The sequence below is a fragment of the Shewanella sp. N2AIL genome, from assembly GCF_022690845.1.
Taxonomy (GTDB): domain Bacteria; phylum Pseudomonadota; class Gammaproteobacteria; order Enterobacterales; family Shewanellaceae; genus Shewanella; species Shewanella baltica.
On record NZ_JALBYT010000011.1, the window covers coordinates 38715 to 60686 of the forward strand.

At 44.9% G+C, this 21972-nt stretch carries 18 protein-coding genes and 1 pseudogene; 11 read left to right on the forward strand and 8 right to left on the reverse strand.

The features are described 5' to 3' along the window. Positions 1-104: 104 nt before the first annotated feature. Together MO387_RS08565 and MO387_RS08570 are read right to left on the reverse strand one after the other, a co-directional pair. Positions 105-3194, reverse strand: coding sequence for an efflux RND transporter permease subunit (locus MO387_RS08565; RefSeq protein ID WP_107946508.1), 3090 nt, complete (start codon positions 3192-3194; stop codon positions 105-107). A gap of 3 nt (positions 3195-3197) precedes the next feature. Next, positions 3198-4280, reverse strand: a complete 1083-nt coding sequence (locus tag MO387_RS08570; RefSeq protein WP_107946509.1) for an efflux RND transporter periplasmic adaptor subunit — start codon at positions 4278-4280, stop codon at positions 3198-3200. 128 nt (positions 4281-4408) lie between these two features. Here MO387_RS08570 and MO387_RS08575 point away from each other — a divergent pair, with 128 nt between their 5' ends. After that, positions 4409-5410, forward strand: coding sequence for a LysR family transcriptional regulator (locus tag MO387_RS08575; protein ID WP_107946510.1), 1002 nt, complete (start codon positions 4409-4411; stop codon positions 5408-5410). On the opposite strand, the gene MO387_RS08580 is transcribed toward MO387_RS08575, so the two are convergent. Continuing rightward, on the reverse strand, positions 5407-6768 hold the full coding sequence (locus tag MO387_RS08580) for an MATE family efflux transporter (RefSeq protein WP_106649376.1): 1362 nt from the start codon (positions 6766-6768) through the stop codon (positions 5407-5409). The genes MO387_RS08575 and MO387_RS08580 overlap by 4 nt on opposite strands. A gap of 224 nt (positions 6769-6992) precedes the next feature. On the opposite strand from MO387_RS08580, the gene MO387_RS08585 reads away from it, so the two are divergent. From MO387_RS08585 to MO387_RS08600, 4 genes are all read left to right on the forward strand, one after another. Beyond that, a complete protein-coding gene (locus MO387_RS08585) occupies positions 6993-7283 on the forward strand; it encodes a co-chaperone GroES (protein ID WP_006086113.1) in 291 nt (96 codons plus the stop codon). Between the two features lie 57 nt (positions 7284-7340). After that, positions 7341-8978 carry a chaperonin GroEL gene (groL, locus tag MO387_RS08590; protein WP_106649377.1) on the forward strand — a complete coding sequence of 546 codons (1638 nt, stop codon included), beginning with the start codon at positions 7341-7343 and terminating at the stop codon, positions 8976-8978. Positions 8979-9389: 411 nt separating this feature from the next. Further along, complete coding sequence (gene hipB, locus MO387_RS08595; protein ID WP_107950115.1) at positions 9390-9626, forward strand: type II toxin-antitoxin system antitoxin HipB; 237 nt, start codon at positions 9390-9392, stop codon at positions 9624-9626. Between the two features lie 3 nt (positions 9627-9629). Continuing rightward, positions 9630-10931: a HipA domain-containing protein gene (locus tag MO387_RS08600; protein ID WP_107946511.1), complete on the forward strand. Its 1302-nt coding sequence runs from the start codon at positions 9630-9632 to the stop codon at positions 10929-10931. 934 nt (positions 10932-11865) lie between these two features. Here the strand turns inward: MO387_RS08600 and MO387_RS08605 are convergent. Both MO387_RS08605 and MO387_RS08610 read right to left on the reverse strand, forming a co-directional pair. Then, positions 11866-14349 (reverse strand): hypothetical protein, encoded by a 2484-nt coding sequence (locus MO387_RS08605; RefSeq protein ID WP_234420994.1) that lies wholly within the window; start codon positions 14347-14349, stop codon positions 11866-11868. Positions 14350-14540: 191 nt separating this feature from the next. Further along, on the reverse strand, positions 14541-15347 hold the full coding sequence (locus MO387_RS08610) for an NYN domain-containing protein (protein ID WP_107946512.1): 807 nt from the start codon (positions 15345-15347) through the stop codon (positions 14541-14543). A 659-nt stretch (positions 15348-16006) separates the two neighbouring features. Here MO387_RS08610 and MO387_RS08615 point away from each other — a divergent pair. Beyond that, positions 16007-16570: a hypothetical protein gene (locus MO387_RS08615; protein WP_168825548.1), complete on the forward strand. Its 564-nt coding sequence runs from the start codon at positions 16007-16009 to the stop codon at positions 16568-16570. A 105-nt stretch (positions 16571-16675) separates the two neighbouring features. Then, positions 16676-16798 (forward strand): annotated as a pseudogene (locus MO387_RS08620) (4-carboxymuconolactone decarboxylase); the annotation flags it as partial. Positions 16799-16905: 107 nt separating this feature from the next. Here the strand turns inward: MO387_RS08620 and MO387_RS08625 are convergent. Continuing rightward, positions 16906-17157 carry a DUF2999 family protein gene (locus MO387_RS08625; RefSeq protein ID WP_107946515.1) on the reverse strand — a complete coding sequence of 84 codons (252 nt, stop codon included), beginning with the start codon at positions 17155-17157 and terminating at the stop codon, positions 16906-16908. 166 nt (positions 17158-17323) lie between these two features. On the opposite strand from MO387_RS08625, the gene MO387_RS08630 reads away from it, so the two are divergent. The 3 genes from MO387_RS08630 (at position 17324) to MO387_RS08640 (ending at position 20100) form a co-directional block, all read left to right on the forward strand. Then, the gene (locus tag MO387_RS08630; protein WP_107946516.1) at positions 17324-18820 is read left to right on the forward strand and encodes an ATP-binding cassette domain-containing protein; all 1497 of its coding nucleotides are present in this window, start codon (positions 17324-17326) and stop codon (positions 18818-18820) included. A gap of 471 nt (positions 18821-19291) precedes the next feature. Beyond that, positions 19292-19588 carry a DUF134 domain-containing protein gene (locus MO387_RS08635; protein WP_012088215.1) on the forward strand — a complete coding sequence of 99 codons (297 nt, stop codon included), beginning with the start codon at positions 19292-19294 and terminating at the stop codon, positions 19586-19588. Next, positions 19585-20100: a NifB/NifX family molybdenum-iron cluster-binding protein gene (locus tag MO387_RS08640; protein ID WP_107946517.1), complete on the forward strand. Its 516-nt coding sequence runs from the start codon at positions 19585-19587 to the stop codon at positions 20098-20100. Before MO387_RS08635 ends, MO387_RS08640 begins: the two co-directional genes overlap by 4 nt. A gap of 19 nt (positions 20101-20119) precedes the next feature. Here MO387_RS08640 and MO387_RS08645 read toward each other — a convergent pair whose 3' ends face one another. After that, entirely contained in the window at positions 20120-20467 is a 348-nt protein-coding gene (locus tag MO387_RS08645) for a thioredoxin family protein (RefSeq protein ID WP_106649386.1), read from the reverse strand. A gap of 51 nt (positions 20468-20518) precedes the next feature. Beyond that, a complete protein-coding gene (locus MO387_RS08650; protein WP_107946518.1) occupies positions 20519-21172 on the reverse strand; it encodes an excalibur calcium-binding domain-containing protein in 654 nt (217 codons plus the stop codon). Between the two features lie 412 nt (positions 21173-21584). On the opposite strand from MO387_RS08650, the gene MO387_RS08655 reads away from it, so the two are divergent. After that, a complete protein-coding gene (locus tag MO387_RS08655; protein WP_106649388.1) occupies positions 21585-21971 on the forward strand; it encodes a PadR family transcriptional regulator in 387 nt (128 codons plus the stop codon). The last annotated feature ends 1 nt before the right edge of the window (position 21972 follow it).

Sequence of the window (21972 nt, forward strand, 5' to 3'; positions counted from 1 at the left end):
GCTAGGGGTGGGACATGTATTAGAAATGACCAGCCAGCCACGAGTGACTGACCGGCCGCGCCGGGAAGCGTTTTTGGAACAATTGCGGAGCTATAAGTTGAGTGTTATTTGTTAGGTGACTCACCTCCTATCGCTGTCGCTTTAATATTGAATACTAGGCTGTACATAACTGGCAGTACTATGAGTGTTAACAGTGACGCAAAACCGAGACCGAAAATAATCGTAATCGCCATTGAACCGAAAAAGGCGTCAGAGATCAGTGGGATCATCCCGAGCATAGTGGTAATCGCCGCCATCATGACGGGGCGCACGCGGCTGACACAGGAGTCGACCAAGGCGAAATAAGCGGGTTTGCCTTCACTGAGTTCGAGGTTGATTTGATCGACCAAGACGATACCGTTTTTAATCACCATACCCGACAAACTCAGCAGGCCGAGTAGCGCCATAAAGCTGAAGGGGGCGTCGAATAACAGGAGTCCTGCGGAAACCCCAATCAAGGCTAATGGCACAGTAAACCAGATCACTAAGGGCTGACGCACTGAGTTGAATAGGAATACAGTGATTAAAAACATCGCCAGATAACCCATGGGAATCGAGCTGAATACCGCGGTTTGCGCTTCGCCTGCGGTTTCAAATTCACCGCCCCATTCCAAGTGATAACCTGCGGGTAGGCCGATCGCTTCGACCTTGTCTTTTACTTTACGCAGTACAGAGTCGGCGGTTTCATCACTGCCAAGCTTAGGATCGGCCATTACAGCGAGCATACGCATACGATCTCGGCGCATCACCAGCGGGTTTTCCCACTCAGTGTTAAAGCTACTCACCACTTGGGTGGCTGGCACAAAGGTGTTGTGTTCGCTACTCCAAATTTGCAACTTCCATAGGCTGTCGGCCTGCAAACGTTCTTCGGCGGGCGCTCTGGCGACGATGGGCAACAAGTGGCTGGTTTCTCGGTATAAACCAATTTGCTTACCGCTAAAGTTAACCAATAGGGCATTGTCGAGATCTTGCTTACTGATCCCAGTTTCCCGTGCTTGGGCATTTTCCAGTTGTGGACGGATCAAGGGCACTTGATTACGCCAGTTGTGACGTATGCCATCCATGCTCGGTTCGGCGTGGAAAATGGCCTCGGCTTGGGCGCCTAAAGCGCGCAGCACTTCAGGATTATCACCGTAGAAGCGTGCCTCAATTTTAGCGGCGGGCGAAGGGCCGTTCTCCATGTTTTTCAAGCGATATTGCGCCTGTGGGAAACGTTGATTTAACAAGGTTTCTAACTCTGGCATATAGGCTTTAACGGCGGCTAGATCTTGCATTTCGACGATCAACTGGGCAAAGGCGGGATAGCCTTTTTCTGGCTGATAAGGTAGGACGAAGCGCTGCGAGCCTTGCCCGATAACGCTGGTTAAGTGTTTTAGCCCAATATCTTTTTGCTCGTTCTGTTGCAGTAACTGGCGCTCAATATCAGCGGTAAAGCGTTCGGTCGCTTTAATATCTGTCCCTTCTGGCATCCAGATATCCACAAAGAAAATCGGCGTGTTAGAAGCAGGGAAGAACACATTCTTGATATGACCAAAGCCCACTACAGCGCTGAACAGCATGGCTATAACCAGCAGAATACTCACCAATCTAAAGCGCAGCGCTAGGGTTAAACTTGCGCGATATAAGCTAAAGAACCAGCCCTTGTAGGGGTCTTGGGCTTCTTCATCGCTCGGCGCATCTTTAAATAACAGATGACAGAAAAACGGCGTGAGTGTGATGGCGGTGATCCAGCTGATAAACAGTGAAATCATCAACACTTGGAATAAAGAACGGCAGAACTCACCGGCGGCATTTTGCGATAAGCCAATGGGGGCAAAGGCAATAATGGCAATCACAGTCGCGCTCAATAGCGGCCACTGGGTTTGGGACACTATCTGTTTGGCCGCTTCTAAACGGGTCTTACCGCGACGGATACCAATTAAAATGCCTTCAGTAACGACAATGGCGTTATCGACCAACATACCAAGGGCGATAATGAGTGCGCCGAGGGAGATGAGTTGCAGCTCAATCCCCAGCACTTTCATCACGATAAAGGTACCCAGAATTGTCAGCAGTAAGATCAGACCCATCAACAGACCCGAGCGCAGCCCCATAAACAGCAGGAGCACGGCGATCACGATTGCAATCGATTCTAATAGATTGATTAAGAAGCCGTTGACTGTCTCATCGACCGCCTGACTCTGGTTGTAAACCGTCGCTAAATTCATCCCGATTGGGCGTTGGGATTCAAGCTCGGCTAAACGGTTACTGACCTTTTGTCCGACTTCGACCACGTTCACGCCACTAGAGAAAGAAATCCCCAGTGATAACGCCGCTTCGCCCTTATTGTGGTAAAGCACATTCGGGGTTTCGTCGTAATCCTTTTCGATATTGGCAATGTCGCCAAGGTAAATTAGCTCAGTGCTACCCGGTGGGCTGACAATCAAGCGCGCCAGATCCTGCACATTGCTAAATTCGCCCGTGGGATGAATGCGGATACGGTTATCGCCAATCACTAAGCTGCCCGCGTTAGAGACCACGTTTTGATTGTTCACTAAACCATAGATATAGCTTTGATCTAATCCCAGTGCCGACAGCTTTTGCTGGGAGATTTCAATCACGACTTGCTCGGTGACGCTGCCAGCAACTGAAACTTTTTTCACCCCGGGTACTAGCACGAGTTCACGGCGCAGATAGTCGGCGTAATTGCTTAATTCGCGGTTACTGTAATCAGGGCCTGAGAGATTAAATAAAATGCCATACACATCGCCAAAGTCGTCCATCACCTGCGGCGCTGTGGTGCCCGGAGGCAAGCTCCCCGCTGTGTCGTTGACCTTGCGACGCACTTCATCCCACACCTGTGGCAGGCTGGTTTTGTCGTAGCTTTCTTTAATCTCGATTTGGATTTGTGACAGGCCCGCACTGTTAATCGAGGTCACATGCTTAATGGCATCGAGCTGCTGCAGGGCATCTTCGAGCGGCAGTGTGACTTCTTCTTCAACTTGTTCAGGTGATGCGCCGTGGTAAGCCGTGATCACTAAAGCTTCTTTAATGGTAAATTCGGGGAATTCTAATTGCCCCAAACCGGTAAAACTCACGCCGCCACCCACGAGTAGCAGCAACACAAACATCCAACTGATGACTTTGTGGCGTATCGAATACTCTGCAATGTTCATCAATTACACTCCACGCTGCCAGCGTAGTGGTTTGACTTTCATGCCTGCGGATAATTGAGACACCCCAGCGCTGACGATAAGATCGCCCTTGTTGATACCCGTTAAAATCTCAACACCTTGGTTACTTACGCGTCCTAGCGTCACCATAGTGGGTTTGACTTCACCCGATTGGGTTTGATAAACCCATACTTGCACTTGGCCATCTTGATCGCGTTTATCGATGGCAGTCACGGGCACTATGCTGGATGCAAGGGCGCTTGGATCTTTAACTAAGGCTAAGGTTAACTCGGCGCTCATCCCCGGAAGTAATTGAATATCTTGAGGTTGAGGCAATGAAAACACCACTTCATAGGCTTGAGTACCTGGGGTGACTTGGGTGGAGTATTCTTTAAATTTGGCGTCGAAACTCTGCTCGGGAAAGGCGCTAAAACGCACTTTAGCTGCAAAGTGAGCTTGATCGGTATATTGCTTCAGCCCCGCTGCCATCGCCTCGGGCACTTGAATGCTCACATCGAGCAAGTTGTTGTTTTGCAGTGTTAACACCCCTTGATTAGCCTGCACTATTTGGTGGTTATCCACTAAACGTTTAGCAATCGTGCCGCTAAAGGGCGCGGTTAAGCGGGTGTAACTCAGTTGATCGCGCGCAGCCGCAAGGGCGGCCTTGGCCGATTTGAGCTGCGCTTGAGTGCTATCAAACTCAGACTGTGAAATCAGCTTACGATTGAGTAGTTCGGCCTTACGTTTAAAGTCGGCGGCTAACAGTTCGTGCTCTGCCTCACGGGTCATTAAGTTATTTTTGGCATCCCTATCGTCAAGCTGGGCGAGCAGACTACCTTGAGCGACTCTTTGGCCTTCGACTAATGTCAGTTCGGTGAGTTGCCCAGAAATACGGAACGACAATTCGGCGCGGCTATTGGCGGCAACGCGGGCAGGAAAGGTTCTAAAATCTCCAGCTTCTACGTTGAGCACTTCAAACAGTTTAACCGGACGGACAGTGTCCACTTGCACTGAACTTTCCGCTGGCGAACAACCACTGAGCAGGGCTGGAAGCAGCATAGCCAGTGGCAAGAGTCGAGATGATTTCATGGTAGCGATTTCCTAGTTAACAAGTTGTCAGCATTTCTGAGCGCGAAGATAACAGCTAAAGTAGTTGCAATAAACGGGATACTTTGGGATTATCAGTCCCACATAATGAGATTGAATTTAAGGCCAAAATGAAGACAGAGGACTTAGCGTTATTCCACCGAATTGCTGAAACCGGTAGTTTGATTGAAGCGGCTGATTTACTTAACTTACCCAAATCGACCGTGAGTCGACGTTTGCAAGCCTTGGAAGATGAGCTGAATATTAAATTGTTCCACCGCCAGAGCCGCTCCATGACGCTCACCTCTGCGGGCAGCCATTTCTACCAGCGCTCGCAAAACATTCTGGCCCAGCTCGATGAAACTCTATTTGAAATGACCAATGATGATGCTGAGATCAGTGGCCATCTGCGCATTCAAATGTTCCCCATCCATAGCATGAAAATCTTGATGCAAGCCATTTTCCGCTTTATGGATATGCACCCAAAACTCACCTTAGAAGTCATCAGTAGCTCAGAATCCGTCGATATGGTGAAACATAATCTCGATGTGGCTTTTGTGGTCGAGCCCGCGTTGGATACCTTAGATTTAGTGGTGCGGCCGATTTTTACCACTGACTTACGTTTTTACGCCAGTCCTCAATATTTAGCGGCGCACGGCACGCCTAAAACACCACAACAAATTGAATCGCATAATGTTTCCTTGTTCCGATTATCCAACGGAAAAATTTTCAATGAGTTATGGATAGGATCAGAGCAAGAGGTGAGAGTCAGAGGCAATTTCTGCTCCAACAGTGTTGAAGTGGCAGTTGAGTTTGCGTTGCAAGGGCGAGGTATCGTGTATGCGCCCGTTGAAGTGGTAGAGGAATATGTCCAAAGCGGTGAGTTGGTGACGCTGTTACCTGAAATCCAGCCCCACCAAGGCGAGTGCTTCTTAGCTTATCCATCAAGACGTTATGTGAGTTTAGCCAGCCGACGCTTTATCGACTACATAATGCAAGAGTTAGTGCCAAATGGCGTGCCGACTAATATGAGTGAGCAAGGTACACGTCGCTCCTGCAAAGCCTCTTCAGAAGCGTTTTCAGATGATGTTTTGCCACATTCTAGGCAAAAAATCGAACTCGTTTCCCTTTAGCTCATGGCGTTAGCGGTTGTGACCTTTGTCGGTTCACAGATCCGCTGCGCCAGCCAGTAACAGGCAATCCCCATCAAAATATTGGTCACAGGCAGCGCCAGCAGCAGGCCTTTCACGTCACCTATGTACGATCCCAAGGCCGCCAACGGCAGCATAAGTAGCACTAAGCGGCACAGGTTGATCACCAGTGAACTCATAGGTCTGTGGTAAGCATTGAGCGAGGTCGCGACAATAATCACTATGCCTAAAGGTCCGTAGGCGCAGGGCAGCACTAAGATATAAAAACTCAACCACTCGATCACTAGCGGATCGGTACTGAATAAGTGCGCGATAGGCTCAGCTAAAAAGATCAGCGGGATATAGAGTAAGGTTTGGAAAACAAAAATAAATTTTATCGATAATAGCAGGGCTTCTTTCGCTCTTTGTGGCTGTCCTGCCCCTAAGTTTTGCGCGATAAAGGGCATTAGGCTGGACGACAGTGCCATCACGACTATTAACAGCACTGACTCTAAGCGAGTCCCAGCCCCAAAGGCTGCCACTGCGCTATGGTCGATATGCGCCAACATCGCCATGATAACGGCATTGGCTAATGGATTGATTAAATTCATCAGCGCTGCCGGCTGGGCGATATGGGCTAATTTAGTCCAGTTGGCGCGCATTCTGTCGATGTCAAAGGCCGCCCATTCGAGCATCTTGCGCCTAACAATCAACAAATAGCCCGACAAAGATAAGGCAATCAACCAAGCGAACAGGGTTGCTATCGCGGCGCCTTGGATTTCTAAGCGCGGAAACGGCCCAATACCGAAGATAAGTAATGGATCGAGGATAAGGTTAATGACTGCCGCCAGCGCCATAATCATCGCTGGCGAGCGAGTATCGCCGGTGGAACGTAAGCCTTGATTGCCCACCATCAACAATACCAGCAGTGGCGCGCTGACATACCAGTAAATCATATAGTCGTGGATCAGCGGCAAGCTGTCATCGTTTGCCCCAAGTAAGCGAAACAGCGGCTCGATAAAAATGCTACCCAGTGCGGCTAAACTGGCAATCAAACCAAAGGTGAGTAATAAGGCATCATGCAAGAACACTTTGGCCTTGTGGGCATTACCCGAACCGATAAGTCGGCCTAAATTAGTCGAGACACCAGCGCCAATACCAATGGCGATACTCGAGATCACTAAGGTCACTGGAAAGGTAAAACTAATGGCGGCTAAGGCTTCGGTGCCCAATTGGCTGATAAAAAAAGTGTCAGCGAGGCTGAAACCTAGAATGGTCATAATGCCAATTAAGTTGGGGAGGCTCATGTTGAGCAGTACACGACCAATTGGCGCGGTGAGCAGCCCGTGTCTGTCTTTCATGGAAAAATAGTGCCTTGTTAGCGAGCGGAGGCGAGATTCTAGCAGGATTGTGCCGACTTGAAAAAACCGACATCAAAAAATTGAAGTTTTTTTTGTAAATGCCCTTGGATCTCGACACAGCCAGCCCCATATCTCAGACAGCAAAAGAGCAGACCGACGTGTCTGTTTTTTTAATCACAAATAGGCTCGATTGTAGGGCATCAAATCATTAGGAGAGTTCATAGATGAATATTCGTCCATTACATGACCGCGTAATCGTTAAGCGTCTAGAAGTTGAATCAACATCAGCGGGTGGCATAGTACTGACCGGTAGCGCCGCTGAAAAATCAACTCGCGGTGAAATCCTTGCTGTGGGCAATGGCCGTATTTTAGAAAATGGCACAGTTAAGCCACTGGATGTCAAAGTGGGTGACGTGGTGATCTTCAACGAAGGTTACGGCGTTAAGAAAGAAAAAATCGACGGACAAGAAGTTTTGATCCTGTCGGAAGCTGACCTGATGGCAGTAGTGGGTTAATCCTCAGCATCAATTCGACATTCCAATTAATCATTAAAAATTTAAAGGATAATCAAGATGGCAGCTAAAGAAGTTGTATTTGGTAATGACGCTCGCGTAAGAATGCTGGCTGGCGTAAATATTCTAGCGAACGCAGTAAAAGTGACCTTAGGCCCTAAAGGCCGTAACGTGGTATTAGACAAGAGCTTCGGCTCACCACTGATCACTAAAGACGGTGTATCTGTTGCCAAAGAAATCGAGTTAGAAGACAAATTCGAAAACATGGGCGCGCAAATGGTGAAAGAAGTTGCTTCTAAAGCCAACGACGCCGCCGGTGATGGTACTACTACTGCAACTGTACTGGCTCAAGCCATTGTCGTTGAAGGCTTAAAAGCCGTTGCAGCCGGTATGAACCCAATGGATCTGAAGCGCGGTATCGACAAAGCCGTTATCGCTGCAGTTGCTGAATTAAAAGCCTTATCACAACCTTGTGCAGATTCAAAAGCGATTGCCCAAGTTGCGACTATCTCTGCAAACTCTGACGAATCTATCGGCGAAATCATCGCAACTGCGATGGAAAAAGTCGGCAAAGAAGGCGTGATCACAGTTGAAGAAGGCCAAGCGTTAGAAAACGAATTGGACGTAGTAGAAGGTATGCAGTTTGATCGTGGCTACCTGTCTCCATACTTCATCAACAAGCCAGAAACCGGCAGCGTTGAGTTAGACCACCCATTCGTACTGTTAGTAGACAAGAAAATCTCTAACATTCGCGAACTGTTACCTATCCTTGAAGGTCTGGCAAAAACCGGTAAGCCATTGCTTATCGTTGCTGAAGACGTTGAAGGCGAAGCATTAGCAACTTTAGTTGTGAACAATATGCGCGGTATCGTGAAAGTGGCTGCCGTTAAAGCACCTGGCTTTGGCGATCGTCGTAAGGCAATGCTGCAAGACGTAGCAATCCTGACTGGCGGTACAGTTATTGCTGAAGAAATCGGCCTAGAGCTTGAAAAAGCAACGTTGGAAGATTTAGGTACAGCTAAGCGTGTTGTGATCACTAAAGACAACACTACCATCATCGATGGTAACGGCGAGCAAACACAAATTGCTGCTCGTGTAAGCCAAATCAAACAACAAGTTGAAGAATCAACTTCTGACTACGACAAAGAAAAACTGCAAGAGCGTATGGCTAAACTAGCTGGCGGCGTAGCAGTGATTAAAGTTGGCGCAGCGACTGAAGTTGAAATGAAAGAGAAAAAAGCCCGCGTTGAAGATGCTCTGCATGCAACTCGCGCTGCGGTAGAAGAAGGCGTGGTTCCTGGCGGCGGTGTTGCTCTGGTTCGCGTAGCTTCTAAGATCGCTGACGTTGAAGTATTAAACGAAGACCAAAAACACGGTGTGGTTATCGCACTGCGTGCAATGGAAGCGCCACTGCGTCAAATCGCTACTAACGCGGGTGAAGAAGCGTCAGTTGTTGCTAACACAGTGAAGAACGGCAGCGGTAACTATGGTTACAACGCCGGCAACGACACTTACGGTGACATGTTAGAAATGGGTATCCTTGACCCAACTAAAGTGACCCGTTGTGCATTGCAATTCGCTGCGTCAATCGCAGGTCTGATGATCACTACAGAAGCTATGGTTGCTGAAATCCCACAAAACTCTGCGCCAGATATGGGCGGAATGGGTGGGATGGGCGGAATGGGCGGCATGATGTGATCCTAGCTGGTTTAAAACGTTGATTACGGCGTTGCTGCTCGCTCACATACACACAACGTATGCTACGCTCACAGCGCCTTGTACTGAACGTTTTATCCTGCGCAAAAACATCTGCGGTCTTTAGCTTAATCGCTTAAACCTAAATTCTTGTAAGAGAAAAATGAAAACCCCGATACTGGAAACAGTGTCGGGGTTTTGTTTTCTTGGTCTAACGACGTGAGAACGTTTCTGGTGTACTTACCTACACTTTTTGGGATTTAAGCACTGAAACAGCTATGAAGGTGTAACATTGTACACTTTTGGTTGGCTTGTCATTTTCAACAATCAAAAAGTGTACTTATGTACACTTTTATATTGAATAGGGCTGGTTTTAGGGCTAAGGTGTATGAAGTTACACTTTTGGAGATGATAATGGCATCACAGCTAAATCAACAATCCCTCGGCTTGTTAATTAAAGAACGAAGGAAAAGTGCTGCTCTTACTCAAGACGTGGCGGCCATGTTGTGCGGCGTAACCAAAAAAACGCTGATCCGAGTTGAAAAAGGTGAGGATGTTTATATCTCAACCGTATTCAAAATTCTTGATGGTCTGGGGATTGATATCGTTGCGGCTCAAATCAGCGACACCGAAACTAACGGCTGGTATTAACCCATGAGTACTTCCAAAAAGCTCACGTTAGAGATGCACCTCGGTGATTTAATGATCGGGGAGTTATCCTTTGATGCGACGACCGACACCTTTGCGGTGCATTACACCAAAGACTGGCAACAAAGTGGATTCCCACTATCCCCGACAATTCCCTTAGATGGCACAGGAACGAGCAATCAGATATCGATGTTTTTGGTTAACTTATTGCCAGAAAACAAAGGATTAGATTATCTAATTGAATCGCTTGGCGTCTCCAAGGGAAATACCTTTGCCTTGATCCGTGCAATTGGTCTGGATACCGCTGGTGCTGTTGCTTTTGTTCCTAAAGGGACTTTGCTGCCTGAAACACAATTGCGGCCAATTAAGACTGAAGAAGTTATTCAGCGCATTGAAGATCCCACAATGTGGCCGATGGAAATTTGGGACGGCAAACCACGACTGTCGGTTGCGGGTGTTCAACCTAAATTAAACCTGTTTTATAACGGGAAAGAATTCGCATTTGCCGAAGGCGTGCTGTCATCGACCCATATAGTTAAATTCGAAAAGTATCGCCATTTAGTGCTCAATGAATTTATGACGATGCGCTTAGCTAAGGCGATTGGAATGAATGTGGCGAATGTTGATATCGTTCATTTTGGAGATTACAAAGTACTCTGTGTCGAACGCTTTGACCGACGTTATATGCCAAATGAGCAAAGGGTATTAAGAAGGCATATTGTCGATAGCTGCCAAGCCCTTGGTTTTAGTGTTAGCAAAAAATATGAACGTAATTTTGGTTCGGGGCGCGATGTTAAAGATATTCGAGAAGGGGTAAGTTTTAACAGGCTATTTAGTCTTGCCGCAAAATGCCGTAATCCAGTGGCCGCTAAGCAGGATATGTTGCAGTGGGCGCTGTTCAATTTACTGACCGGCAATGCCGATGCACACGGTAAAAACTACTCATTTTTTATGACGCCAAGCGGAATGGAGCCAACCCCTTGGTACGATTTGGTCAGCGTGGCTATGTATGAGGATTTTGAACAACAGCTTGCGATGGCAATTGATGACGAATTTGATCCAAATAGCATTTACGCGTATCAATTGGCTGCATTTATTGATGGCTTAGGTTTACCAAGAAATTTATTAATCAGTAACTTAACGACAATAGCGCGAAGAATACCGCAGGCAATAGATGGTGTGATTTCAATGCTCCCGCCCCTTGATGAAGATGAAGCATCATTTGTGGCTCATTACAAAGCGCAGTTGCTGGCGAGATGTGATCGTTACTTTAGTTTTGCCGCCGATGTCAGGGATGTGGAAGTGTAGCTCTAGCTAAAGCTTATGACCCAGCGGTAATTTCGAAGGTGGTGAACTTTTTTAGCCACTGTGTTGGCTGTTAAACTCAAAAGAGTTATGGATGTCCCATCTTTGCCAGTTTCATTGGTCGTGTTAGCAGGCTAAATCAAAGTCAAAGTCGTGGGGCTTCACCCCACACCCGACCAAGGAGGACTGCTCGTCCTATCCTCCTTGGATTCTCCAAGACGCCCCCAACGGAGTTGAAAGCCCCTTGGGCATTTGGGTTCTTATGCTATCGCGTCAGACGCTCGTCCCTGATTCGACTGACGTTATCTCGGCATCCATGCCTCGCTCACGCAACGAACGCAAATGCCCTGCGGCAACTCCGAGGGGAGGGTGAACTTCTGTGATCCTGGTATCGGCTGTTAATCCCAAAAGAGTTATGGATGTCCTATCTTTTCTTTGATGTCCCATCTTTTCTTTTTGAATTTTGTGCTGCGCTTTAGATTGGTTAATCCAAGCAGAAATAAAAGTTAAATCAAAGTCGTGGGGCTTCACCCCACACCCGACCAAAAGGGGAAAAGCGCCTGTTCCCCTTTTGGAAATCCCTCGGCGTCCCTAGCGGAGTTGAAAGCCCCTTGGGCATTTAGCGTCCTTATGCTATCGCGTCAGACGCTCGTCCTTGATTCGACTGACGCTATCTCGGCATCCATGCCTCGCTCACGCAACGAACGCAAATGCCCTGCGGCAACCTCCGAGGGGAGGGTGAACTTCTGTAGCCTTGGCGTTGGCTGTTAAACCCAAAAGAGTTATGCCTGTCCTTTTTTTCTGAATTATCGATTAGCACAAATTAATTTGAATAAAGTAGGACATTGGCCTTGCTAAACCCGAGGTGACCATATATGTCCCATCTTTGTCGGGTGTTAAACCAAAAAGAGTTACGCCTATCCCATCCTTGATTTTGCTATTTTATATATTTTTTTTCATCTCTGATTGCTATCTCTAATCTTGATGTGAGACTTCTTGCCTCATTTAACGGTCTATTCCCAATCATCTTTTTTAGCAGTTCAGCTATTTTTAAAGTATATGCATTATTTGATGCATCATTTACTATCCAATCAATTTCTTGTGCATGCTGAGAGTAGAGCGAAAAAACATCATGCCACCAAGGGTTAATTATTCTCTTATATATTGGAATGCTTCTCATGTCGTTAAGTAGTTCAGATGTTAGATATTCTTGGAATCTTAAGTGTCCAAAACCTAGAGAACCATTAAAATTTAATAAAAGAATTTCTGACGGTGATTTTAATTCTTTTAAAATTAGAGATGCATATGCTTCATCTTCAAATTTGCTTCTGATTATTGTAAGCGCTTCTGAATGGGTTATATCTCGTTTGTTATCAACATGCATTTTAAATGCTATAAATCGTGCGCAAGATAAAAGAACATCGGGCTCAATATCGCTTCTGCAAACTCCTTTAAAATTGTCAAACTTTCCACTTACCAACTCAAATCTTTTTCTATATAAACTTGATTCTGTTTTAGGTAATGGAATGTTAGATTCCTGCAATGTTGCCAAAATAGTAGCAGACAATGGGTTTGTAACAATTTTCTTTAGTTCAGGGTGGAGATTTAGATGGCTAGTTATTGCGGATGACTTTTCATTATCATTAAACCATTTTTCAAAAAACTCTTGTCTTTGGGTGTCGTCGAACGGTAATAGTGAGATGTTTGCAAAAGGTAGTGATGATACTTGTTCAACAGTGAACCTTGATGAGGTAATTATTTGGCATTTAGGATTTTCACCAAAAAATTCATTAATAGCGTTAATTATCCAAGGGTATTCAACAATTGCTTCATCTATACTATCTAAAATCAATGTTGTTTTTGATTTTCTAAAGTGTTCTTTTAAACTTTCCTTGGTTATGTTGTTAATCCCTAAGTTTTCTAGGTATTTCTTAATTCCAACTTCTAGTTGCTTATCATCTCCAGTTAACTTAGCTAGCTCATTTAGGGTTGCGTATATTGTCAAAGAATCAATGTGGTTTTTATAAAGTTTTTGAGCATATATTTGTAAGTTTGTTGTTTTTCCGCTCCCAGCTTCGCCTAGTATTAAAATATTTAAATCAGTGTCAAAAGCCTTGTCGATAGCGAACGTTATTGATTTTGCCTTGTTTTTGCTTTCACATCTTTCAGTGGATATTATTTCAGCGTAGTTCGAAATCTTATCCAGTGTTGTTGAGATCTCTAAAGAACGCAGTAGATAATCTCTCATATTAAACTCTAAATCGTGTTCAGAGCTTTCAAAGTCTGATATTATTGAGTTTATTCTATTCGCGACTTCTTTTGGATAGGCTTTTATAAGAACTTCTTTAGGTATTTTATCATCGCGTTCATTATTTTTTTTAATGTTATCAAGTGTTGCAACTCTTGCTAGGTATTGTTCTTTTATAAAGTAATATTCTTTAAAAAAATCATGCTCATTGAATTTTGTAGGTATTTCTATATTTGCGATGCTCTTATTCATAAAGTCAGAAAACTCTTTTGACTTAACGATTGTTGGATACATTTCTCTATGTTTGCTTTCTCTGATGATGTCATTAATTTTAGATACTATTGAATCTCCATGCTCTCTAAGGATTTCTATATTATCTTTTATTTCTAAGTGTTCGCGTAGAAGCCTTGTATATTTATCTAGATCTCCAATATCAAAAATGCATTGTTCCAAAACTTTTGTGATTGTTGTATTGTCATCATTGATTTCTCCAATTTTTATTAAGTCAACTTTTAAACTGCTTCCTTTAGGGATGTATTTTAGTTTGAAGTTGTTGTATTCTTTGCTGTTGTTACCTACAACTAAACTCGACTTACAGTATATTTCGGAGAGACTTTTTGTTTTTTTGAAATTCAATGCAGATAATAATGTCTTGTTTGTTAATGCAGGTTGTATTGCATTTCCTATGTAGTTTTTTTCCCCTAATATTTGACTTACTAATTCTGGTACATATTCATTTATGAGTTCAGATAGTTTATTCCCATCAATAATGTGTATTCCATTTTTTATAACCTCTCTTAATGCGCCCTTATGTGAGTCGTATGTTTTCTCAGATATTGTATATGGGGTTATAAACATCAATTTTGATAGTGAAATTCTATGGCCGCTAATGCCACAAATTACACCTTCATTTTTCATTTGTGATAGTTGATTTAAGAGTTGTTGGAAACTATTTACACTTGAGTTTGGTGTCGCCTTTATTTTTTTTACTTGAATACCAATGTATTCATCAAAACCAAATGAGTCCTTGTTATATACGATAATATCACGGCCTTTTTCAATGCCTCCTCCAGTGAATTCAACTTTAGACTTGCTATACATTTTACTAAGTAGTGGGACAATAATTTTCTTGCTTAGCTCATTCTCTGGGTATTTGTTTAATTTTTCAATCATGTTGTAGGTCTTTGTTATTAATTTAAAATATGTAGTTGAAAATAATTTTCTACTTTGTTTCTTTGTGGTAGTTAAGGGTTCTTGTAGTTTATTAATTATTTTCAGTTTATTTTTTGTATTTTGATTGGTTTTTGTTTGCAAATGGAACTAAAAGTATATTGTCTATAATTGTTAATATTTAACTGTGCATTTCATTTCCCATTCTTCTTTGCTCTTTTTATATCTCTTACCCATAGCACTGAGCCGTGGGTTTTACGCATTTCGAAGAGATCGATTGCGGCAAAGAGATCGCTGAGCTTTTTAAAGCCGTAGTTTCGCTGATCGAAAGAGCTGTGATTTGAGATATGTGATCCTATTGGGCCAAGTTGCGCCCAGCCATCTTCCTCTTCGGTTGCTTCTATGGCTTGACGCAACATATTGAGCAGTTTGGAGTCACTTTTTAAATTACATTTTTGCGGTGTGGCGGTTTTTGGCTGAATTTGCTCGGTTTTACTAACTGAATCAGGTGTCGTTTGTGGAGGCTGGATTAATTCTGATATCACCTCTATTTCTTCAGAAGCTGCAACAGGTTCTGCGTCAAGGTAGAGGAAGCGAGAGCAACTATTTACGAAAGCGGCTGGCGCTTTACGTTCTCCGAAACCAAAAACGGTTTTGCCGTCAGCTAAGGCTCGGGTTACCAAAGGGGTAAAATCGCAATCCGAGGATATTAAGCAAATGATGTCTATATCTTTAGTGTAAAGAATGTCCATAGCATCAATAACTAAAGCAATATCGCTGGCATTTTTACCTTTGGTTAAATCGAATTGTTGAATAGGCTGAATGGCATATTCATGCAGGATATCTTCCCAAGGCTTTAGATTCGGGCTTTTCCAGTTACCATAAGCCTTTCGAATACTGATTAATCCGTGTTTTGCAAGCTCAGCGAGTACTACATCAAACTTCTTAGCTGGAGCATTATCAGCATCAATGAAAACCGCAATTTTTTCTTTATTCTGCATTTTTGTTCCAACGAATGTAGTTGTTTTTACTCGTTCATTAAGAAGAGAAGTTGGTTTTAGCTTTGAAGTTAATGATGATTGCTTTTTATCCAATGATTTAAGCACGCTACCGCCCATGGCTCTTGCTACCAGACCGCAAATGCAGACAATAAATTTTAATAAAAACAATAACAAAGCTATCAGTCTGTGGTTTGTGAAACCTTAAACTGAATCACAATTAACTCAGAGGGGGAGCATCTTTAAGGAGAGGTGTAGAATGCTTGTCCTTGCCTTGTTCGCTTTGTCGAGCGGATCTTCCCTGACTCATTTTATCGCCATTTTAATCAACGAATTTATCGTTAACACTAAATAGGCATTGATTAAGTAACAGCTTAAGCATTGTTTATTAATCAAAATTTAACTTAGCGTACAGCATATGATGAACAGCGGCAATAGTGACCTGTTGGGAATTTAACGAGCCACCCATTGTTAAATTTGTAGAGTGTATGCTTGTAAAATGGCATACAGATAACTGGAAAACTGGTTGAATACTAATATATTGGCAGACATTTAAGCTGAACAAAAATAGTGGGTTAAGCTCTTATTCTCAATTACAATTCACTATTTTCATTCGCTAAATGCGGCATTAAACGAGCAGGAAATCCAGTATGAATATCCCAATGATTACCGCGCTTCAGAGTGCGATTACCGAAGCGCTCGCGAGTATACCAACCGCTGAGGCGGAGCAGATCTATGCATTGTCTTTCTATATCAACAACGAATATGACGATCCCCGTCTACCTACGCTGACAGTCGGCTATAACACAGTCGATGAGTGGCATGCTTCGATTCCAAAGGCTTCTAGCTCTGACGAAGCAAAATGGAACTATGCCTTCTGGCTTCAAAACGAACTCCTCGTCTTTGGGGATTCTGACTCTCAGACTGCGGATATCTTAGCTCGCTGGGTGGCCGATCTCGGTCTCGGGTACAGTGATGCGGAGGAAGATGTCGATTTTGATCGCTGCCTTGAGCTCGGTCAGGAGATAACCGAGCAATTTGTTGCCGCAGTATGCGTTGTCGCTTCTACACTCCATTCCAACTTAACCGTTAGTCGCGTTTTCGGTCGTTCGGTACCCATCATAGTTCACGAGCTCGAGTACTATAACGAGATCGCAGATCAGACAGAGGCCTGTAACCCTCCCAGACTCGCCGAAGAGTTCGTTTCTTGGGTGCGCTCAATCTAACGTTAGTTATCAGTTATAGGTGGTAAGGATATAGGGCAGATTGGTTGGCGGCGGTTCAATAAGTCTAATCACTCGCTTAATCACATAACAAAAAAGGGTGCATTGATGAACGAAGAGCAATACGAGAAGGGTCTTGAGGTGCGTCGTGCTGTGATGGGCGATAGCTATGTGGATAAGGCGCTCAATAGTGCGACGGATTTTACCCAGCCGCTGCAAGGTTTAGTTTCTGTGAGATTTAGTTAAATTGAGGTTTAGTGGTTTTAACATTCGCTAGGGGAGCTGATTTACGCGCATTCCCCTAGCGCATGATGGCTACAAACTTGAATCGTCTGTGCTTATTTTTGCAGTTGGGCTTTTGCGGCTTCTACTTTTGAAAAATCCAAACCGAGTTCAAGTACGGCCTCTTTAATTAAAGCCGGATTCTGCATCACTAATCCCAGCAGTTGTTGTAATTTTTCGGCTGGGATACCTAATTGACCGAGCGTGCCCATCGCCATTAATGGATTGTCGGTTAATGTTTGAAATAGCTCGTTGATCTTAGCGTCACTGACCTTGTGTTCTTTTAAGATGGCAATAATGGGGTTCATTGCGTTACCTTGTTGATATGAAAGTTAAACAGGTGCCGATTTTATCACAGTTCTGCCAGAGTGGTTGACTCACACACGCGTACCCGTTGGATTTTGCCACGCTTTACCTATGCTATTAAGCGCATTAGATTTTATCATCCCTTAAAAATAGAAAGGAACTGTGTTTATGCTTGATGTTGTCGCGAACCAAGACAAAAGTATTTTGGTTAAACAGTTACGATACGGGCGTGATAATGAGGTGCTAGTCGTCGATGAATGGCAACTGCACCCTGCTGAACATTGGGCGATTTTCGCGACCGACAGTTATTGCGGTTCCTTGCTCGGGCGAATATTAACCGGTGACATTCTGCCCGATGAAGGGACGATTGCTGGCCTGCCGCAACGTATCGGCTGGGTGTCACTTGGGTTGCAGCAAGCGTTGCTGGAGCGCGAATTAGAAAAAGACGAGCTGGATTACGGTTCGAGTGTCGAATCCTTAGTGCTGGAATGCTGCCAAGATGCCAAGCAGCTCCCTGCATTATTACAAAAGGTTGGGCTTGAGCCGCTGCGCCTGCGCGGTTTTCGGCAATTATCCACGGGCGAAACACGCAGAGTCATGCTGGCGCGTGCGCTGGCAATGTTACCGCAATTACTGATTTTAGATGACCCTTATGCTGGGCTCGATGTTGAACATCAGGCGAGTTTATCTGAGCTGCTGAGTGAAGTGGCCGCGCATACTCAGTTGCTGATCATCACCTCGCGCCAAGAAGAATTGCCGCCGTGCATCAGCCATGTGGCGCTGTTTAATGGCGAGATGCTCAAATCGGGGCAGAGTGTGCACAAACTCAGCCCGTCGATGTCGATTGAGCAATGGCACAATCATCCTGTGATGGCGCAGCTGAATGCGTTATCGGCGCAGCGTAGCGATGAACTCTTGGCCTTGATGGAGCGGCAAAGGCATAACGCCGAGGCGTTTGATCCTCTGGTCGAGATTAAAAATGGCAAAGTGGAATACGTCAGTGGGCTGATTTTCAGCGGCGTGAATTGGCGCATTGAAGCGGGGCAACATTGGCAAGTTCGTGGCCCAAATGGCTGCGGTAAAAGCACTTTGCTGGGGCTGATTTTAGGCGACCATCCCCAATGCTATAGCAACGACATCACACTCTTTGGCCGACCTCGCGGAAGTGGCGAGAGTATTTGGCAAATTAAACAACGGATTGGCATAGTATCGTCGGCGCTGCACTTGCAATATCGCGTCAGTTGCTCGGCATTAGATGTGCTGCTTTCGGGCTTTTTTGACTCTATTGGCCTGTACCAGAAACCCACTAAACCTCAGCTAGATTTGGCGAAGGAATGGTTGGCGATTTTGCACATGACTGGGTTGGCGAGCACCAGCTTTAAGAAGCTCGATTATGGTCAGCAGCGGTTATTACTAATAGGTCGCGCCTTGATTAAACAGCCACTGTTACTGATTTTAGATGAGCCGTATCAGGGCTTAGATTTTATCAATCGCACCTTAGTGATGCGGGCGCTGGAGATGATAGCCGAGCATCATCTGAGCCAATTGCTGTACGTGTCGCACCATAGGGAAGATGCCTTACCTGCGATTAAAAACTTTGTCGATTTCATCAAGCAAGATGACGGCTATTCGGTACAGGTGAACTACTGTGAGTCTGAGGATTAAACCCGTTTAAATCAGTAAATGCCACCTATCACAGCAGCTTAACGGCTGCTTATTTGTTTGCAGAGTTTGTCATTATCTCTCGGCACTCCAATGCAGGTTAAGATTAACCTTAATGGGCGCTAGCCATTGAGTGTGTTAGTCACGCCAGGCAGCAGTTCTGTTAATTAGTCATGCTTGATATAGGTAACTGTGAGCCGTCTTACAGTTTTTAATGTCGTTGGCGCGAATAATAGTTTCTGGCCTAGGCCAGAAACTCGTGACAGTTTTATGGTTCATCCACCGAACTTATTCATCAAGTCAGTTATCACGCTTAAGAATCCAGAGCTATGGACTCCCTTAGCGAGATGAGCCTTAGATGAGCTTTAGTTGAGCCCAAGTTAAGCCTGAGTGTCGTGCGCTGTAAACAAGATGTGCACTAAGACCTAAAACACGATTTCAAGACATATAAGACGACTTAAAGATAAAACATTTATGCCAAGACCCAAAAAATGCCGTCAATTATCGAGCTGTGTGCCCTGTAGCCTATTTAAGCCTAATGGGATCCCTGCGGTTAAATTAACTCATATTCAATTAGAGGCCGATGAGTTTGAGGCCCTCGAACTGGGTGATGTTAAAAGATTAAGCCAGATCGAAGCCGCGGCCTTGATGGGGATCTCTCGGCAAACCTTTGGTTACCTGCTCGCCAATGCCCGTAAAAAGGTGGCGACGGCTATCACTCAAGGTCAAGCCTTGAGACTGCCAACCCAAACAGACAAGGATTTATCATGATTATTGCCATGCCGATGAGCCGCGAACGCCTCGCCAGTCACTTTACTAAAGCCCTACAGATTGGTTTTTATAACGAACAGCTTCAGCTGATCAAGCTGGTCGATAACCCGGCAATTGAGGGTGACTGTAGTGCTAAAAAAGCCTTATTAGAGCTGATTATTCAACAAGGTACCGACATTGTACTTGTGCAGAATATCGGTGAGCGCATGTTAGGAAAGTTGCTCGATGCGGGGGTTAGCGTGAGCAAAGGTAGTGCGAGTCAAACAGTGGCGACTTTACTTGCACAAGCGGCGGATTTGAATCTTAGGTTGACGGATGCATCCCAAGGTCGCGCTTCACTCAAACATGCCGCCAAGGGCGGATGTTGTCATTCAACAGGTGACGGCTGTGGTTGCAGTGGTAAAGCTAAAGCAGCACCTGGCTCAACACGTCTTATAAGCACGCCAGCAGTACAGGTTAAGCTCGATAAGTCAGTGCATTACGCTGGGTTTAGGCCCTTGGTAAACAAATAATCTCAGTGTTTAATTTGAATTATTCCGTCACGATTAAACCATAGGGGCGGGCAAGCGCCCCTCGAATATCCGCTAACGAAAACACCTTGGAAAAACGTCCAAAGGTTTTGCCATAAAACACACATTCCACCACAGGCAAGGCAAATACATTGCGGCTCGCCGCTATCTCACCTTGGGCTTGGCAATCAATATAGGCCATCCGCATCTGCGGGAACGCTTGCGCTAACATCTCAGCAATTCTCGGTTTGAGCGTTTGACACACACCGCAGTCCGGCGCGCCAAATAACAACAGCACCGCCGCATGCTCAGTTAACATGGACTCCAGTATCTCAGGTGAATCAATGTGCGTAATGATATCGGTGTGCATGCGTTGCTATTTAGAAGTTGCTATGGGTATGAATTCATGGGTGTCGCATCGCTAACTGCACCACTGACGCTCGCAGGGAATGCCATCACCGTCACCATCCATTTGAGTATTGGGGCAATTTTGGATGTAGAAAGTCGCCTCATCACAGGAACTCATGTGGCTGCAATGGGTTTTACCCGCTTCACATTGGAAACTTGGTGTTGCCGTTGCTTGTGTTCTCACTTTCGTTTCGTACATGGGCATTGGCTGAATGTCTTCATTTGTGAGGACTGGTACTTCATCGATTGCAGGAGCTTCATTAAATTCTTGGTATTGTTTAAAGCCAAAGATAACGATGGCCACGATTATTAGCAGCGGGATTATCGTATTAAATGACGATTTTCGTGGGTTATGGGAATGCGCTTTGCTTTTGTTGTTGAAGTTGAAGTTTTCATTGCGTGCTTGGACATGAGAGTGGGAGCGCGGTGTAGCACTCGCTGAAATAACAGCGACGCCTTCAATCGAGGCGATAACCGCTTTTCTTTTTCCGTCATTTTGCACTTCAGTTTGAAACAGAATGCTGTCGCCCACTATGGGTTTTCTCGCCATCTTTTTTAGCACCGAAATGTGAATAAACACATCTTGGGCTGCGTTTTTTTCAGGCTGAATAAAGCCAAATCCCTTTTCATCGTTCCAGCGTACCAGCACGCCTCTATCCATGAGCATTTTCTATGTCCTTAATTTAACCGCTTAATAGTTTTAGTTATTGGATATCAATACTTACTTGAGTCGATCCGATTTATCCCCTTGGAGGAGCAAACCGTTTTTAGGTTGACTGGTCGATTATCCCGTGTTGGCTGCTAAGTTACTCAAGCATAGGAAGTTTTGCAATTTTTTATCCTGAATTTGCTTATGTGTGAGCCATTCGCTTTGAGCGTATGGAGTAGGGGATATGTGAGCACTTAGCAGAAGCGGTTGGCATTTTTCTAAATTCAATACAAACAATTGCTTGTGTTTATTTTGAACATAAAGCGCAAAAAGTGTGCAATAAAAACTTGCAATCTTACTGTGTGCTACATAGTATTTGCTGTGTGGCGCACAGTGTGTGTGACACAGTGTTCAGGATAGGAATTCGACTATGACAAGTTCACAGCTAGTCAAAATGCGACTCGAGTTGCGCCGTGGGGTATTAGTGTTGGCGGTACTGGGATTATTAAAACAAGCCCATTACGGCTATTCGCTCCGCAAACAGTTGCAGGAAGGCGGTATCGATATTGACGAGGGGACTCTGTATCCCTTAGTGCGCCGCCTAGCCGATCAAGGATTGTTGGATAGTGAGTGGCGACAGGCCGAAGGGCGTGAGCGTCGTTATTACCAATTGTCGTCATTGGGCGCTGAGTTGCTCAGTCAACTTACCGATGAATGGCAGCAACTTAATGGCGCCTTGGCTTTTTTACTGGAGCAAAGCGCTGACACTAATGGCTCTGATATTAATCGCTCAGACGAGAGTGCAGAGGAGATTTGAT

Coding starts and splice junctions, on each gene's coding strand:
- MO387_RS08565 (WP_107946508.1), bottom strand. CDS start 3,194: ATGAACATTGCAGAGTATTCGATACGCCACAAAGTCATCAGTTGGATG.
- MO387_RS08570 (WP_107946509.1), bottom strand. CDS start 4,280: ATGAAATCATCTCGACTCTTGCCACTGGCTATGCTGCTTCCAGCCCTG.
- MO387_RS08575 (WP_107946510.1), top strand. CDS start 4,409: ATGAAGACAGAGGACTTAGCGTTATTCCACCGAATTGCTGAAACCGGT.
- MO387_RS08580 (WP_106649376.1), bottom strand. CDS start 6,768: ATGAAAGACAGACACGGGCTGCTCACCGCGCCAATTGGTCGTGTACTG.
- MO387_RS08585 (WP_006086113.1), top strand. CDS start 6,993: ATGAATATTCGTCCATTACATGACCGCGTAATCGTTAAGCGTCTAGAA.
- groL (WP_106649377.1), top strand. CDS start 7,341: ATGGCAGCTAAAGAAGTTGTATTTGGTAATGACGCTCGCGTAAGAATG.
- hipB (WP_107950115.1), top strand. CDS start 9,390: ATGGCATCACAGCTAAATCAACAATCCCTCGGCTTGTTAATTAAAGAA.
- MO387_RS08600 (WP_107946511.1), top strand. CDS start 9,630: ATGAGTACTTCCAAAAAGCTCACGTTAGAGATGCACCTCGGTGATTTA.
- MO387_RS08605 (WP_234420994.1), bottom strand. CDS start 14,349: ATGATTGAAAAATTAAACAAATACCCAGAGAATGAGCTAAGCAAGAAA.
- MO387_RS08610 (WP_107946512.1), bottom strand. CDS start 15,347: ATGCAGAATAAAGAAAAAATTGCGGTTTTCATTGATGCTGATAATGCT.
- MO387_RS08615 (WP_168825548.1), top strand. CDS start 16,007: ATGATTACCGCGCTTCAGAGTGCGATTACCGAAGCGCTCGCGAGTATA.
- MO387_RS08625 (WP_107946515.1), bottom strand. CDS start 17,157: ATGAACCCCATTATTGCCATCTTAAAAGAACACAAGGTCAGTGACGCT.
- MO387_RS08630 (WP_107946516.1), top strand. CDS start 17,324: ATGCTTGATGTTGTCGCGAACCAAGACAAAAGTATTTTGGTTAAACAG.
- MO387_RS08635 (WP_012088215.1), top strand. CDS start 19,292: ATGCCAAGACCCAAAAAATGCCGTCAATTATCGAGCTGTGTGCCCTGT.
- MO387_RS08640 (WP_107946517.1), top strand. CDS start 19,585: ATGATTATTGCCATGCCGATGAGCCGCGAACGCCTCGCCAGTCACTTT.
- MO387_RS08645 (WP_106649386.1), bottom strand. CDS start 20,467: ATGCACACCGATATCATTACGCACATTGATTCACCTGAGATACTGGAG.
- MO387_RS08650 (WP_107946518.1), bottom strand. CDS start 21,172: ATGCTCATGGATAGAGGCGTGCTGGTACGCTGGAACGATGAAAAGGGA.
- MO387_RS08655 (WP_106649388.1), top strand. CDS start 21,585: ATGACAAGTTCACAGCTAGTCAAAATGCGACTCGAGTTGCGCCGTGGG.